The following is a 15599-nucleotide window of genomic DNA, read 5'->3' as shown; positions in this document are numbered from 1 at the left end:
TCCACGGGGTGGACAAGCCTGGCCAAAACAACCAATCAATAAAACAATTGGTATCAACAAACTTGGCACACTATTGAGTTCTCAAACAACAGACACATTCGAATATCTCTCGAAACAATTCATATTCAATGAATTCTTTTGTTTCGCTATTTCTTCGCTGCGATGTTTATAGCTTATTTCATTCTTATTCACTTTGCAAATCCGGGTTATTTTCCCGATATTCACTCTGTGGAACGAATCCGCCCATCAGAAAGTGAAGCTTTTCATCATTTTCGTGCTTGGCACACGATGAATCGCTTCTCTTGTGAAGGGGGTTTGTCGCCACTCAGCGGCGGCGACTCAGAAAACAATACACGCTCCCCCGCGGCCGTGCAAATCGGCTGCGGAGGAGCGTGAATTGGGGTCTGGGAAGGCTAAGGAACGAGCACTTCTACAGTCGCCAGATTCTTCTTGCCGCGGCGCAGGAGCAGGTATTGGCCATGCAGCAGCTCCGACTCGGGGATGACAGCTTCCGGGTCGGACACCTTCTCGTTGTTTACATAGGCGCCGCCTTCGCCGACAGTTCGCCGGGCTGCGGACTTGCTCTCCGACAGGCCAGACGCCACCAGCAGGTCAATGATCCCGAGGCCATCCACCTGGATACGGGCGGACGGAAGCTCGAATGTGGCTGCTTCCAGTGTTGGCCTGTCCAGGACGGTCAGGTCACCGTTGCCAAAGAGGGCAGCAGATGCCGCGATGACTTTCTCTGTGGCCTCCACACCATGGACCAGGGAAGTCACTTCGAACGCCAGCTTCCGCTGGCCTTCCCGCGCGAAGGGACGCTCGGCCACGGCGGCTGCAAGCGTTTCGATCTGCGCGCGGCTGAGGAAGGTGAAGACTTTGAGCCGGTCCACCACATCAGAGTCGGCGGTGTTCAGCCAAAACTGGTAGAAGGCGTACGGGCTGCACATGCCGGCGTCGAGCCAGATGGCGTTGCCTTCGCTCTTGCCGAACTTGGTGCCGTCCGAATTCGTGATCAGCGGTGTGCCCAGGGCGTGCACACTCTTACCCTCAACCTTGCGGATGAGTTCGGTGCCGCTGGTGAGGTTGCCCCACTGGTCCGAGCCGCCGGTCTGCAGCATGCAGCTGTAGTCGCGGAACAGTTGGAGGTAGTCCATGCCTTGCAGGATCTGGTAGCTGAATTCGGTGTAGCTGATGCCTTCGTCGGAACCGAGGCGGGAAGCGACAGCATCCTTGCGAAGCATGGTGCCGACCCGGTAGTGCTTGCCGATCTCGCGCAAGAAGTCGATGGCGCTCAACGGCGCGGTCCAGTCGAGGTTGTTAACCATTCGGGCCGCGCTGGGGCCATCGAAGCTGAGGAAGCGGCGGACCTGGGCCTGCAGGTAGCCCACCCATTCGTTGACGGTGTCCTTGGTGTTCAGCGTGCGCTCGGCGGTGGGCCGTGGATCGCCGATTAGTCCTGTGGATCCGCCCACCAGGCCCAACGGCTTATGCCCGGCGAGCTGCAGCCGGCGCATCACGAGGAGTTGGACCAGGTTTCCCAGGTGCAGGCTCGGCGCAGTGGGGTCGAATCCGCAGTAATAGGTGATCGGATCACCGGCAAGGAGCTTTTCCAGTTCCTCTTCATCGGTGGAGACGTGGACCAGGCCGCGCCACTTCAGCTCCTGCCACACATTGGCGAAGGTGGGGTCGTTCTGCTGGGATTCGAGATCGTTGAGTTCTGACACGACTTCTAAGTTAGCAGGATCGGCGACGCCCGGCGCCGAAATGAACAGCGCCAGGCGTCAACGGGTAAAGAGGACCGGGTCAGCCTTCGATCCCGGCCGGAATACCTTCGGCGGCGATCAGCCGGAGCCGCTGGGTGGGCCGGGTCATAGCAACGTACAAATCGCCCACGCGGCCGTGCTCGTGGTTGAGCATAACGGAGGGCTCGAGGACCACAACGCCGTCGAACTCCAGGCCCTTGGCCTCGCGCGGGCTGATGACCACGATGTCCTGTTCATAGCTGCCTGCCCCGTTGCCGATGCGCCGGCCGTAAACGGCACGAAGGGCTGACGTTGCTGCCGGCAGAAGGTCGCCGTCGGCAATCACGGCAAGCAGGCCGCCGTCGAGCGCTGCCAGTTCCTCAGGGAGTACGTCCACTAGGCGGCTCACCACCTGGCCGGGGCCAACCTTGTCTATCACCGGAGCCCAACGCCCCTCGCGGACGGCCTTCGGTGCGGAAACGACGAGTCCGGCGGCGTTGGCCATGCGGGCGGCGGCTTCGGCGATCTGGGAGGGGGTCCGGTAGTTGACTGTCAGCTCCTCCAGCTGCCAGCGGTCACCGAACATGGGCGCCAACGCTCCCTGCCAGGAGTTTGCGCCGGCAACAGAACTGGTCTGCGCGATATCGCCCACGATGGTGAAGGATTTCAACGGGCAACGGCGGACCAGCAGGCGCCATTGCATCGGCGAAAGCTCCTGCGCCTCATCCACCACGATGTGGCCGAAGGCCCAGGTGCGATCGCTGGTGGCGCGCTCTGCGGCCGTCTGGCGGTTCTCGCGCTCCTGGTTCTGGTCCGCGAGTTCCTCGGCGGTGATGAGTACGTCGACCCCCATGTCCCCCATATTCACCAGCGTCTGCTTGGCGTTGGCAAGATCGCGGGCGCGGTCATGCTCCTGCTGTGCAAGCCCGCGGCCGGCAGCCGGATCCAGATCGCCAAGGAGCTCGGCGGCTTCGTCCAGCAGCGGGACATCGGCCTCGGTCCAGGGAGCATCAGCGGGGCGCAGCAGCAGCGACTGCTCCTTAAGGGACAGCTGTGGCGTGCAGGCGGCCAGAACTGCGGGCTTGCTCAGAAGCTCCGTGATCAGCTTCTCCGGAGTCATCGGCATCCAGCACAGGTTCAGGATGGTCCGGACGTCGCGGGCCGTGCGGACATCTTCGGCCAGGTAGGAGCGGTCGGCATTGTTGCCGATGCTCCCGGCCTCCACGAGGTCCGTCATCTGCTCAGTCAGTTCGCGGAGCAGAATTTTGATGAACGTCAGGCGTGCCTCGTTGTGGGGCTTGCCGGTGGACCGTGCCCGTTCGCGCGCACGGCTTACCTGCCGGCGCGTCAGCACCAGCTTGCGGCCGTCGACGTCGAGGACGCGGTCTTCGGCAGGGATCCGCTGCCGGTTCGCCACGGCATTGGCCACAACCTTCACCATGTCCAGCCGCCCCTTGAGGGCCGCGACGTCTGCCTCGGGTTCAGCAACAGCCTTGATCCCCGGCATCAGGCGACCCACGCTGGCCATGACCACGCCGGTCTCACCCAGCGAGGGAAGGACACGTTCGATGTACTTCATAAACGACGACGACGGGCCCACCAACAGCACACCGGCAGTCTTCAGCCGTTCCCTGTGCGTGTAAAGGAGGTATGCGGCCCGGTGCAGCGCCACAGCAGTCTTGCCGGTACCGGGACCACCCTGTACCACCAGGGCACCGGAAATGGAGGACCGGATGATGCGGTCCTGCTCGGACTGTATGGTGCCGACGATGTCGGACATCCGGCCGGTGCGCTTGGAGTCCAGAGCCGCCAGCAGTGCGCCTTCGCCCTGCAGCGATGCATCGTCCGCGAGCATGTCCGCATCAAGGACGTCATCCTCGATGGCTTTGACTTCCCGGCCTTGCAGAATCAGGTGCCGCCGGCGGCGGACGCCCTGCCGGTCAAACGCCGTTGCCTGGTAAAAGTGGCCGGCTTCGGGCGCGCGCCAGTCCACCATGAGCCGCTGAAGGTCATCGGTGGTCAGGCCGATGCGGCCAATGTACTGGGCCTCACCGGAATCCAGGTCGAGGCGGCCGAAGACCAAACGGTCATCGACGGCGTCGAGCTGGGCGAGGCGGTCCTCGTACAGCGCGGCAAAGGCGTCGCGTTCGGAGACATTCTGCATGGTGCCCACGGCACCGGCCCGGCGGACCTGTGCCAACTGCAGGCGCTTTTCCGTGCGGAGCTCTTCCAGCCGCGCGTACAGGCCGGCAACATAGTTCCGTTCGTGGGCCAAATCGGCGTCGAGCATTAAACGTTCCCCTATCGCAAAAGACAGACCGTCCATTCTACAACCATTTCGGTTAACGCGCCCGCCGATCCCCGGCCCCGGAAGTCACCCACTGTTCATCTTCCGGCCGCCCACATCCGTAGCAGCGCCGCCCCGTGAGTGATTCAATGCTGCAATGCACCACGAAAGCGTCCTGACCGGGTACGGGCTGTCTCTCCTCCCGTTGGCTCCGCATCATGCCGAAGGGCTGTTTGACTTCGTGGACGCTGCGATGTGGGCAGGGATGGCGGCGCCTCTGCCGGCCACAGCGCACGAGCTTGCAGGACTGTTCGCGGCCAGGATTGAGGACCCGGCCAGCCTCGCCTTTGCCGTGACGGACCAGCGGACGGGAGCCCTCCTGGGCACCACCGCCCTGAATGCATTCGAGCCCGCCCAGCAGCGCGTGGAGGTGGGCGGCACCTTCTTTGGGCGGCAATTCTGGGGCACGCATGCTAACCCCGCCAGCAAGTACGCCCTGCTGGCCTTTGCGTTCGAAGTCCTACAGGCGCAGCGGGTTGCGTTCCGCTGCGATGCACGCAATGCGCGCAGTGCAGCAGCCATCGAACGGCTGGGGGCAACGTTCGAGGGTGTACTGCGCAGCCACCGCATGGCACCTGATGGCACACGCGCGGATTCCGCGGTGTTCTCGATCCTGGTGCAGGAATGGCCCGCGGTGCAGCAGCAACTCCAGCGTCGGCTGGCGCCGTTCGCACTGGCCGGAGACCTCACCGACAGGACAGACTATTCCCGGCGTACCTTCGCCGCCTTGTAACGGGACACGGTGGGATCGCCGGGCAGCCAGAAGCGCCACGGATACTCTGCGGAGCCGCCGTCGCCGGAGACGCCTACCCTTGGTCCGGAACTGAACGCGGGAACCGGTGCCGACGGCAGCCGCAGCTCGAAGGGGTCAGCCAGCGCGTCCCGGCCGCTGTCGGCAGTGGTGAGGGCAAGCGTGGTGGCCAGCCGGGCCGGGCCGCTCGCCAGGTCGTTGGCCGATTTCGACGTCGGACGCCGCACCAGCGCGAGGTGCTGCCCCTCCACCACCTCGCCCGCCCGCAGCAGGACGGCTGACGCGGCGCCCGCCGGGCCGCAGACGATGTTGGCGCAGTAGTGCATGCCATACGTGAAATAGACGTAGAGGTGGCCGGCCGGGCCGAACATGGGCGCGTTGCGTGCCGTGGGGCCGCGGAACGTGTGGGAGCCGGGATCGGGATGCAACGAGTCGCCTGGACCCATGTACGCCTCCACCTCGGTGATCCGCACCGCCACCGTTCCCTCGTGGCTGTGGTGCGTCAGGACGGATCCCAGCAGCTGCGGAGCGATCCCCCGGGCGTCGCCCAATAGCAGTTCGCGGAGCTGTTCCGGAGCCGTGGGGCTACTGCTGACGGTCATGGTCTGACTCTACCCAACGCCCACGGCCGTGTCCGATTTCCGCTAGCAGTCCCGGCGGCCGGCTGGCAGGATGGAGGACATGGACTTCTGGCAGCGCTACCGCGCGATTGACGCGCGGGACACCCGGTTCGACGGGCAGTTCTACACCGCTGTCCGGACCACCGGCATCTACTGCCGTCCGTCCTGCCCCGCCCGGACCCCTAAAGCGGCCAACGTCACCTTCTACGAAACCTCAGCGGCAGCCCACGACGCCGGCTACCGGGCGTGCAAGCGTTGCCTCCCCGAGGCGGTGCCCGGCACTCCTGCGTGGAACATCCGGCAGGACCTCGCGGGCCGGGCGATGCGCCTGATCAACGACGGCGTGATCAACCGGGACGGGGTGGAGGGCCTCGCCGCCAGGCTGGGATATTCCTCCCGCCAGCTCAACCGGATCCTCAGCCACGAGCTCGGCGCCGGCCCGCTCTCCCTGGCCCGGGCCAGCCGCGCCCAGACCGCCCGCACGCTGCTGGTGTCCACGACGATGAAGCTGGCGGACATCGCGTTCGCGTCCGGCTTCAGCAGCGTCCGCCAGTTCAACGACACCATGGTGGAGGTGTTCGCCATGACTCCCACTGCCCTGCGCGCGACCACCAGGCACCCCCACGCCCCCGCCGCCGCGACGTCCCTGACATTGAGCCTGCCGTACCGCGAACCGTTCGATCCCGGCATCTTTTCCTTCCTGGCTGTCAGGGCGATCCCCGGGATCGAGGCGGGGACACCGACGTCGTACGCGCGTACCCTGCAGCTTCCGCATGGTGGTGCCCGCTTCAGCGTGACGTACGACGGCGGCGCGCCGGGACGGCCGCTGACCCTCACCATCGGTGCGGTGGACCTCCGGGACCTGCCCGCCCTGCTGAGCAGGGTACGCCGGCTCTTTGATCTTGACGCCGATCCGGTGGCCATCGACAGTGCCCTGTCGCAGGAGCACCGCCTGGCCGCCTCGGTTGCCAGTGCGCCAGGAATCAGGATGCCCGGGGCCGTGGACCCGCAGGAGCTGCTCATCCGGGCGATGATCGGGCAGCAAATCACGGTGGCCGCGGCCCGGACCGCACTGACGCAGCTGGCCGCCGCAGGCAGTCCCAGCCCGGTCTCCGTCGAGGGACTTGACCGGATGTTTCCCACGTCGACCGAAATAGCCGAGGCCGGCTACTCGCTGCTGCGCGGGCCGCAACGCCGGATTGACGCCATCCGTTCAGCTGCTTCGGCCCTCGCTGGCGGCCACCTGGAGTTTGGCTACGGGGACGATCTGCCCGGGCTCGGCGCCAAGCTGCTTCCCCTTGCCGGTGTGGGCCCGTGGACGGTCGGCTACGTGGCAATGCGTGTGCTCGGCGCCCCGGACGTGTTCCTGGCCAACGACGCCGCGGTGCGCAACGGCATCCGGGCGCTCGCCCCAGCCCCCAGCCAGGACGGCCGCGGTACTGAGTTGCCCGGTGTGGCCGCCAGCCCGGACTTCCGCGAGGTCAGCCCGTGGCGGTCCTACGCCACCATGCACCTCTGGCGCGCCGCCGCGGCGCCCAAATCCACCCAACGTGCACAAGCCGTTCCAGAGAAAGCGATGCTATGAAAGCCCAGCTGTTAATGATGTCCACGCCGGACGGTCCGTTCACCATCCTTGCCCAGGACGGCGTGGTCCTCGCGTCGGGCTGGACCGCCGAGCCGGGCGAGCTGACGGGCCAGATCCACCCCGAGCTGCGCCCGGGCGACGTCGAAGCGGTGACGGATCTGGGCAGCATCTCCCGGGCCGTGGAATTGTTCTATGCCGGCGACCCCGTACCCGCCATGACCGTTCCGGTGCGGCAGAAGTCGGGGCCGTTCCGGTCGCACGCCTGGGATGTGCTGAGGACCGTCCGCCCCGGCTCGCCGGTGACGTACACCGAGTACGCCGAACTTTCCGGAAATCCGAAAGCGGTCCGGGCCGCGGCCAGCGCCTGTGCCTTCAACGCGGCAGCCTTGTTTGTGCCGTGCCACCGCGTCATCCGCACCGACGGTTCCCTGGGTGGTTTCCGCTGGGGCCTGGCCATCAAGGAGAGCCTGCTGGCCCGCGAAGCCGGCTAGGGGCTAACGCGCCGCGGGTGTCCCGGACGGTGTGGCTCCGGCTGCGGGTGTCCCGGATGGCCAAGGCAGCAGTTCCGGGAGGTCCACGCCGTCAGCGGCGGCTGTGGCACGCAGGCTGCCGAGCGACGGTTCACGGCCGGCCAGCCAGGCGGCGATGTCGGTGATCATGCCGCTGATGACGGTGGAGCGGCCGCCGCCAAGGGTCACGGGCGGCAACCCAAGCGGCTGCAGCACCAGTTTCTCCCCCGCCGGCACGCGGGCCGCCAGGAAGTCGAAGAGGTGCTCACAGAATTTCCGGCTCCACGTCTCGGGGCCGAGGCCAGTGTCCAGATCGGCAGTGTGGATCACCAGTTCCCGCCAGAGCGCCAGGCCGCCGTCGAAGACCACTCCGCCCCGGTAGGCAATGGGTGCCTGCCAGCCGGAGTCGGCTTCCAGCGAGTCAAAGGCCTGCAGCGCCCTGTCCAGGCCTGCCTGTACATCGGCCCGGTGGACATCCGCGGTGTGGCCTGCAGCCATCTCGATGGCCTTCGTGCGCCCGTTCTGGCCTCCGTCATACAGCTCAACGGTGGCACCGCGGGCAGCATATTCCAGCTGCCGGGCCATGGCGTTGGAGATGCCGGCAAGGTGCGCCAGGACGTGCCCACGGGTCCAGCCGGGGAGTCCTGACGGCGCCTTGACATCCCCATCGGTGAATTTAGCGGCGGTGGAGGCCACGGTGTGGGCGGCCTTATGCAGTTCGGCGAGCAGGTCAGCAGGTGCGGGAGCTGTCATGGCGCCCATCCTAGCGGAGCCAAGATGCCGTCCGGTCCGTAGCGGTGCCGAATGTGCCGGCGGTCGTGGCGGGCCTGCCAGAACTCCAGTTCCGTCGGCCTGACCGCGTAGAGCTGCCAGTCCGGATTGTCGCTGCCATCGGCTGCCGGGCGCCCCTGCCAGTCGCCCGCCGACGCTTCGGCGGACAGCTCAACCACCGGGCCGGCGACCCGGACCTGCCGGCCCTGCTGCGGCCAGTAGAAGTTCAGGGCCGCGCTCGGGTTGGCGGACAGCTCCCTGCCTTTCCGGGACGTGCGGGACGTGGCGAAGTGCCAGCCGTCGTCGTCGATGTTCTTCAGGATCAGCATCCTCGCAGAGGGCTGGCCGTTTCCGTCCGCAGTGGCCAGGCTGCAGGCATGCGGCTGCAGCACGCCGGCAGCGAGGGCCTCGTCCAGCCACAGTTTGAACAGGGCCACCGGGTCTGCCGGGGCTTTGGCCGGGTCGAAGTCGGGCAGGTCGGCGGGAAAGTCGGGCAGTGCCCGGAGTTGGCTGCGGAAGGCATCGCTCATGTGCCCAGCCTAAACGCACAACGCTCTCTCAGTTATTGCATGGATATCGCCAACGCTCTCTCACTTTCTTGAGGAAAGTGAGAGAGCGTTGGCCGAAATCGCCTCAAAAGTGAGAGAGCGTGCGGCTGTTAACCGGCGTATCCGCGCACCCCGGCAAGCTCGCCTTCGAGGGCAAGCAGCTGGCGTTCGACGGCGGCGGGCGCGGTGCCGCCCTGGGAGTTGCGGCTGTTGAGCGACCCCTCCGTGGACAGCACTGTGCGGACCTCCGGCGTCAGGTGCTCGGAGATGGCAATGTACTCCTCATCAGTCAGGTCCCACAGTTCTACGCCGCGGCTTTCGGCCTGCTTCACGGCCGCTCCGGAGAGCTCGTGTGCCTCGCGGAACGGAACGCCCTGACGGACCAGCCATTCGGCGATGTCCGTGGCCAGCGCGAAGCCCTGCGGTGCCAGCGACTCCATCCGTTCCGTGTTGAACTTCAGTGTCGCGATCATGCCGGACACTGCCGGGAGCAGGACCTCCAGCGTGTCGGCTGCGTCGAAAACCGGCTCCTTGTCCTCCTGCAGGTCGCGGTTGTACGCGAGCGGCAGGCCCTTAAGCGTGGCCAGCAGCCCGGTCAGGTTGCCAATTAGGCGCCCTGCCTTGCCGCGGGCCAGCTCGGCGACGTCAGGGTTTTTCTTCTGCGGCATGATCGAGGAACCGGTGGAGTAGGAATCGTGCAGGGTCACAAAGGAGAACTCCTTGGTGGCCCACAGGATGACTTCCTCCGAGACTCGGGACAGGTCCACGCCGATCATCGCCGTGACCCACGCAAATTCGGCGAAGACATCGCGGGAGGCGGTGCCGTCAATCGAGTTGTGCGTGGCGGAGAAGAAGCCCAGGTCCGCCGCGACGGCCTCCGGGTCGAGGCCCAGCGACGAGCCCGCGAGGGCGCCGGAGCCGTACGGCGAAACCCCTGCGCGCTTGTCCCAGTCCTGGAGCCGCTGCACATCGCGCAGCAGCGCCCAGGCGTGGGCCAGCAGGTGGTGGCTGAGCAGGATGGGCTGGGCATGCTGCAGGTGGGTGCGGCCGGGCATGGCCACACCCTGGTGTGCCTTGGCCTGGTCCACCAGCGCCTCGATGGTTGCCAGCACGCCGCGAGCGATGATCCGGGCGTGGTCACGCAGGAACATGCGGCCCAGTGTGGCCACCTGGTCGTTGCGGGACCGGCCGGCGCGGAGCTTGCCGCCCAGCTGGGTGCCGGCGCGCTCGATCAGGCCGCGTTCCAGTGACCCGTGCACGTCCTCATCGGATTCCGCCGGCAGGTACGCGCCTGAGGCGACATCGTCATCCAGCCGGCTCAGGGCATCCAGCATCCCGTCGAGTTCGGCGTCGTCCAGCAGCCCGGCCTTGTGCAGCACACGGGCGTGCGCTTTCGAGCCTGCGATGTCGTAGCGGGCCAGCCGCCAGTCAAAGTGCGTGGATTTGCTCAGCGCCGCGAGGGCATCCGCGGGGCCGCCGGCGAACCGGCCGCCCCACAGTGCGCCGGTGTTCGTCGAGCCGGTGGTTGAGCCTGTCGAAACCGGGGTCTGCTCAGCCAACGGTTTACTTTCCTGCGACGCGGATATCGCGGCCGGAGGCAACCTTGGCGGACATGCCCCACAGTTCGATGAAGCCGCGCGCCATGGACTGGTCGAACGTGTCGCCGGTGTCGTAGGTGGCGAGGTCGAAGTCGTAGAGCGAGGTCTCGGAGCGGCGTCCGTTGACGATCGCCTGTCCGCCGTGCAGCACCATGCGGATATCACCGGTGACGTACTGCTGGGTGTCTTCGATGAAGGCGTCCAGGGAGCGCTTGAGCGGTGAGAACCACTGGCCGTCGTAGACCAGTTCGGCCCAGCGCTGGCCAACAGAGGCCTTGAAGCGGGCCTGCTCGCGTTCGACGGTGATGTCCTCGAGGTGCTTGTGCGCGGTGATCAGCGCCATGGCACCCGGGGCCTCGTAGATTTCGCGGGACTTGATGCCCACGAGGCGGTCTTCGACGACGTCGATGCGGCCCACGCCCTGCGCACCGGCACGGCGGTTCAGTTCCTTGATGGCCTGCAGCGGGGTGACCCGGACGCCGTCGATCGCTACCGGCACGCCGGCTTGGAAGGAAATGGTGACCTCATCGGGGGCCGGCGGGAATTCCGGCGTGGCCGTGTAGTCGTAGATGTCCTTGGTGGGCGCGTTCCAGATGTCCTCGAGGTAACCGGTTTCGACGGCGCGTCCCCAGACGTTCTGGTCGATCGAGTACGGGTTCTTCTTGGTGGTCTCGATCGGCAGTCCCTTTTCCTCGGCGAAGGCGATGGCCTTGTCGCGGGTCAGGGCGAGGTCACGGACGGGTGCGATGCACTTCAGGTCCGGGCCGAGGGTCTGGATGCCCACCTCGAAGCGGACCTGGTCGTTGCCCTTGCCGGTGCAGCCGTGGGCCACGGTGGTGGCGCCGAATTCACGGGCGGCCTTGACCAGGTGCTTGACGATGACCGGCCGGGAGATGGCCGAAACCAGCGGGTAGTGGCCCTGGTAGAGGGCGTTGGCCTTCAGCGTGGGCATGCAGTATTCGTTGGCGAACTCGTCGGACGCGTCGGCCACATAGGCCTCGACGGCGCCGCAGCCCAGTGCACGCTGGCGGATGGTCTCCAGCGACTCGCCGCCCTGTCCGACGTCAACCGCCACGGCGATGACCTCGGCACCGGTGGCTTCACCGATCCAGCCGATGGCTACGGAAGTATCGAGGCCACCGGAGTAGGCCAGAACAATGCGCTCAGTCACGAGAATGCTCCTAATTGGGGTTATAGATATTGTCGGGGGAAATTCTTCAGGGAAAAACGTTCTGGGGAAAGCCTGTCACACCGGGAGGGTGTTATGGCGTGGGCTTACTGGCTGCCGCCGGCTTCCTCGGCAAGCTGCAGGAACCGGACGGCGAGGTCCTGCCCGCCCTGCGGATCCCGGGAGACCAGCAGCACGGTGTCGTCGCCGGCGATGGTCCCCAGGATGGATGGCATCACCGAGTGGTCGATGGCCAGTGCCAGGAAGTTGGCCGCACCGGGCGGGGTCCGGAGCACGGCGATGTTGGCCGAGGCTTCCGCCGTGACCAGCAGCTCGCTGCACAGCCGGGCAAGCCGGGCATCCAGGATCTCCTGGCTGACGCCGGTCTTGGCCGCACGTTCGCCGCCTTCGCCGGGGACGGCGTAGACCAGTACGCCTTCCTTGCCGCGGACCCGGACCGCGCCGAGTTCCACGAGGTCCCGGGACAGCGTGGCCTGGGTGACCTGGACGCCGTCGTCCGCCAGCAAAGCGGCAAGCTCTGCCTGGGAGCGCACCGATTCACCCGTCAGGATCGCGGTGATGCGCGCCTGGCGGGCTGTTTTGGTGGCCGGGCTGGAGCTCGGCGATGCCGGCGGGACGGACACTAGTTGCCAACCTCCGGCGCCAGCCCGTCCACGGGCTGCAGTCCTTCCACGACGGCGAGTCCGGAGCGGTGCATCAGCCATGCCATCAGGGCCTTCTGCGCATGCAGCCGGTTCTCGGCTTCGTCCCACACGATGGATTGCGGGCCGTCGATGACGCCGGCAGAGATCTCGTAGCCGCGGTAGGCGGGGAGGCAGTGAAGCACGACGGCGTCGTCCGCCGCATGCGCCATGGCCGCCTCATCGACGGAGTACTCCCGGAACAGCTGCAGCCGGGCTTCCTTTTCGGCCTCCTGGCCCATGGAGACCCAGGTGTCCGTGGCCACAACGTCAGCGCCCTTGAGGGCCTCGGCGGCGTCGGTGGTGACCAGTACGGAACCGCCGGTCTGGGCAGCGCGTTCCTCGGCCGCGGCAACGATCTCTGCTGCCGGGAGGTAGCCTTCCGGCCCGGCGATGCGGACGTGCATCCCGGCGGTGACGCCGGCCAGCAGGTAGGAGTTGGCCATGTTGTTGGCGGCGTCGCCGAGGTAGCTCATGGTGAGGCCCGCCAGTTCGCCCTTGTGTTCCTTGACCGCGAGCAGGTCCGCGAGGAGCTGGCAGGGGTGGTAGTCGTCACACAAGGCGTTGATGACGGGCACCTTGGAGTTCTCCGCCATCGCCACCAGGCCCGAGTGCGCGCCGGTGCGCCACACAATGGTGGAGACCATACGTTCCAGGACCTTGGCGGTGTCCTCGACAGACTCCTTGTGGCCGATCTGGGCCTCGCCCGGGTTGATGATCAGGGCGTTGCCGCCCATGTCCGCGATGCCGGTGGCAAAGGAAACCCGGGTACGGGTGGAGGTCTTGTCGAAGATGACGGCCACGGTCTTGCGGCCGTTGCCCTCTGCGGCGAACGGCTGCACGCTGTAGGGCGCGGCCTTCATCCGGACGGCCAGGTCCAGGACCTCCGCCTGCTCGGCGGGGCTGAGGTCCGTGTCCTTCAGGAAGTGGCGGGTGGTGCTGGCTGTGCCGGCGGAAGAAACTACGGGTGTCACTGCGCGTCCTTAGCTGTCTGGAGGATTGCCGGGAGGGCGGCGAGGAAGGTGCCGGCCTGGTCCTTGGTGAGGACCAGCGGCGGGGCAAGCCGGATGGTGTGCGGGCCGGGGCTGTTGACGATGAAGCCGGCGTCCAGGCCTGCGGTCACCACGGCGGGGGCCACATCGGCGTCCAGGTCGAAGCCGATGAGCAGGCCTTCGCCGCGGACTTCGGTGACGCCGTCGACGGCGGCAAGCCCGGTGCGGAGGTAGTCCCCCACAGCTGCAACGTTGTCCAGGACCCGCTGGCTTTCGATCGCGTGCAACGTGGCCAGCGCGGCCGCCGTCGCCACCGGGTTGCCGCCGAAGGTGGTGCCGTGCTGGCCTGCGCTCAGGAGCGACGACGTCTGCTCACCGAACGTGAGCAGTGCGCCAATGGGGAAGCCGCCGCCGAGGCCCTTTGCCAGGGTGATGGCATCCGGGACAATCCCGGCGTCCTCCGTCGCGAGCCATTTGCCGGTACGGCCGATTCCGGTCTGGACCTCGTCCAGGATCAGCAGTGCGCCGGCCTTTGTGGTCGCTTCGCGGGCTGCCTTCAAGTAACCAGGAGGCAGTGGACGCACCCCGGCTTCGCCCTGGATGGGCTCCAGGAAAACGGCGGCCACCGTTTCGTCGATGGCTGCTTCCAGGGCCGCGACGTCGCCGAACGGGATGTGCACCACGCCGCCGGGCAACGGCTCGAACGGAGCGCGGTAGGCTTCCTTGGCGGTCAGGGCCAGGGCACCCATGGTGCGTCCGTGGAAGGCTCCTTCCAGGGCGATGATCTTGGTCCGTTTGCCCGTGGTGCCGTCCGGGCTGGCTCCGTTGCGCCGTGCCAGCTTAAACGCGGCTTCGTTGGCTTCGGTGCCGGAGTTCGTGAAGAACACCTTGGAACCCGCCGGGGCGTGCGTCAGTGCCAGCAGCTTTTCGGCCAGTGCGATCTGGGTGGGGCTGGTGAAGAAGTTGGAGACATGGCCAAGGGTGGCCAACTGGCTCGAAATCACGGACGTGACAAACGGGTGGGCGTGGCCCAGGGCGTTGACGGCAATACCGCCGAGCAGGTCCAGGTATTCCTTGCCGTCGGCGTCCCAGACCAGGCAGCCGGCACCGCGGACCAGGACCCGCTGCGGGGTACCAAAAACGCCCATCAGGGACGTGGAGTAGCGCGTGAGCCAGTCCGCGCCGCTGGTGTGGCCTTGGGTTTCGACAAGCTCAACCACCGGGCTCTGGTGATCGAGCTTGTCCAGATCTTCAACGTTAGTCATGATGCGTTCACCTCTTCATCAGGGACGACCTGCGTGCCGATGCCCGCCGTCGTGAATGTTTCCAGAAGCATCGAGTGCGGCAGGCGGCCGTCCACGATGTGCGCGCGTTCCACTCCGCCGTCAATCGCCTTGAGGCATGCCTCCATCTTGGGGATCATGCCTGATTCCAACGACGGCAGGAGCTGGCGCAGCTCCGAGGCCGTGAGGGAGGAGATCAGTGAGGACCGGTCCGGCCAGTTGGCGTAGAGTCCTTCGACGTCGGTGAGGATCACCAGCTTGGAGGCCCCCAACGCTTCGGCCAGGGCCGCCGCGGCAGTATCCGCGTTGACGTTCAGGACCTGGCCCGTGGTCTGGACCTCTCCGGCTGCCGTCTCGACGCCGTCGGACTCGATTTCCGGGGCCACTGTGGAGATGACCGGGATGCGGCCGGCCGCCAGGATGTCCAGGATGCCCTCGGGGTTTACGCCGACGACTTCGCCCACCAGGCCCAGATCCACTTCCACGCCGTCAATGACGGTGCCGGTCCGGACGGCGCGGAGCAGGCCGCCGTCTTCGCCGGACATTCCCACGGCGTAAGGTCCGTGGGAGTTGATCAGGCCCACCAGTTCGCGGCCCACCTGGCCGGTGAGGACCATGCGGACCACGTCCATGGCTTCGGGGGTGGTGACGCGGAGGCCACCTTTGAACTCGGACTCGATACCCAGCCGCGCCAGCATGGAGTTGATCTGCGGACCGCCGCCGTGGACCACCACGGGGTGGATGCCCACATGGTGCAGGAACACCACGTCTTCGGCGAACGCACGGCGCAGTTCGTCATTAACCATGGCGTTGCCGCCGTATTTGATCACCATGGTGGTACCGGCGAACCGCTGGATCCAGGGCAGCGCCTCGATCAGGGTGCCGGCCTTGCTTTGGGCGTCACTCATGGACGTCGTTTCACGGGTCTGGGTGTTCATGCGTGCAGTATCTCCAGGGTTGCTGGTGGGATCCGGCGTGAGG

14 protein-coding genes are annotated in these 15599 nt (G+C 66.5%); 3 read left to right on the top strand and 11 right to left on the bottom strand.

The window, feature by feature from the left end; genetic code table 11:
• Positions 1-413: 413 nt before the first annotated feature.
• Positions 414-1727 carry a tyrosine--tRNA ligase gene (tyrS, locus tag ACZY1F_RS07580; protein WP_463941123.1) on the bottom strand — a complete coding sequence of 438 codons (1314 nt, stop codon included), beginning with the start codon at positions 1725-1727 and terminating at the stop codon, positions 414-416.
• A 79-nt stretch (positions 1728-1806) separates the two neighbouring features.
• The gene (locus ACZY1F_RS07575) at positions 1807-4035 is read right to left on the bottom strand and encodes a HelD family protein (RefSeq protein ID WP_463941122.1); all 2229 of its coding nucleotides are present in this window, start codon (positions 4033-4035) and stop codon (positions 1807-1809) included.
• Between the two features lie 154 nt (positions 4036-4189).
• Between ACZY1F_RS07575 and ACZY1F_RS07570 the strand changes: the two genes are divergently transcribed.
• A complete protein-coding gene (locus ACZY1F_RS07570) occupies positions 4190-4825 on the top strand; it encodes a GNAT family N-acetyltransferase (protein WP_463941121.1) in 636 nt (211 codons plus the stop codon).
• Here the strand turns inward: ACZY1F_RS07570 and ACZY1F_RS07565 are convergent.
• Positions 4795-5445 carry a DNA-3-methyladenine glycosylase gene (locus tag ACZY1F_RS07565; RefSeq protein WP_463941120.1) on the bottom strand — a complete coding sequence of 217 codons (651 nt, stop codon included), beginning with the start codon at positions 5443-5445 and terminating at the stop codon, positions 4795-4797. The genes ACZY1F_RS07570 and ACZY1F_RS07565 overlap by 31 nt on opposite strands.
• 79 nt (positions 5446-5524) lie before the next feature.
• Here ACZY1F_RS07565 and ACZY1F_RS07560 point away from each other — a divergent pair, with 79 nt between their 5' ends.
• Together ACZY1F_RS07560 and ACZY1F_RS07555 are read left to right on the top strand one after the other, a co-directional pair.
• On the top strand, positions 5525-7048 hold the full coding sequence (locus tag ACZY1F_RS07560) for a DNA-3-methyladenine glycosylase 2 family protein (protein WP_463941119.1): 1524 nt from the start codon (positions 5525-5527) through the stop codon (positions 7046-7048).
• Complete coding sequence (locus tag ACZY1F_RS07555) at positions 7045-7539, top strand: methylated-DNA--[protein]-cysteine S-methyltransferase (protein WP_463941118.1); 495 nt, start codon at positions 7045-7047, stop codon at positions 7537-7539. The genes ACZY1F_RS07560 and ACZY1F_RS07555 overlap by 4 nt, the downstream gene beginning before the upstream one ends.
• Positions 7540-7542: 3 nt before the next feature.
• Here the strand turns inward: ACZY1F_RS07555 and ACZY1F_RS07550 are convergent, their stop codons facing one another.
• From ACZY1F_RS07550 to argB, 8 genes are all read right to left on the bottom strand, one after another.
• Entirely contained in the window at positions 7543-8310 is a 768-nt protein-coding gene (locus ACZY1F_RS07550) for a maleylpyruvate isomerase family mycothiol-dependent enzyme (RefSeq protein ID WP_463941117.1), read from the bottom strand.
• Positions 8307-8858 (bottom strand): pyridoxine/pyridoxamine 5'-phosphate oxidase, encoded by a 552-nt coding sequence (locus ACZY1F_RS07545; RefSeq protein ID WP_463941116.1) that lies wholly within the window; start codon positions 8856-8858, stop codon positions 8307-8309. Before ACZY1F_RS07545 ends, ACZY1F_RS07550 begins: the two co-directional genes overlap by 4 nt.
• A gap of 128 nt (positions 8859-8986) precedes the next feature.
• Entirely contained in the window at positions 8987-10435 is a 1449-nt protein-coding gene (gene argH, locus ACZY1F_RS07540; protein WP_463941115.1) for an argininosuccinate lyase, read from the bottom strand.
• A 4-nt stretch (positions 10436-10439) separates the two neighbouring features.
• The gene (locus ACZY1F_RS07535; protein ID WP_463941114.1) at positions 10440-11645 is read right to left on the bottom strand and encodes an argininosuccinate synthase; all 1206 of its coding nucleotides are present in this window, start codon (positions 11643-11645) and stop codon (positions 10440-10442) included.
• 104 nt (positions 11646-11749) lie between these two features.
• Positions 11750-12286: an arginine repressor gene (locus tag ACZY1F_RS07530; protein WP_463917531.1), complete on the bottom strand. Its 537-nt coding sequence runs from the start codon at positions 12284-12286 to the stop codon at positions 11750-11752.
• Positions 12286-13317 (bottom strand): ornithine carbamoyltransferase, encoded by a 1032-nt coding sequence (gene argF, locus ACZY1F_RS07525; protein WP_463941113.1) that lies wholly within the window; start codon positions 13315-13317, stop codon positions 12286-12288. Before argF ends, ACZY1F_RS07530 begins: the two co-directional genes overlap by 1 nt.
• Positions 13314-14600, bottom strand: coding sequence for an acetylornithine transaminase (locus ACZY1F_RS07520; RefSeq protein ID WP_463941112.1), 1287 nt, complete (start codon positions 14598-14600; stop codon positions 13314-13316). The genes argF and ACZY1F_RS07520 overlap by 4 nt, the downstream gene beginning before the upstream one ends.
• The gene (gene argB / locus ACZY1F_RS07515; protein WP_463941111.1) at positions 14597-15556 is read right to left on the bottom strand and encodes an acetylglutamate kinase; all 960 of its coding nucleotides are present in this window, start codon (positions 15554-15556) and stop codon (positions 14597-14599) included. Before argB ends, ACZY1F_RS07520 begins: the two co-directional genes overlap by 4 nt.
• Between the last annotated feature and the right edge of the window lie 43 nt (positions 15557-15599).

Source organism: Pseudarthrobacter xylosi, from assembly GCF_055412765.1.
This window is presented reverse-complemented; position numbering and strand designations above follow the sequence as displayed.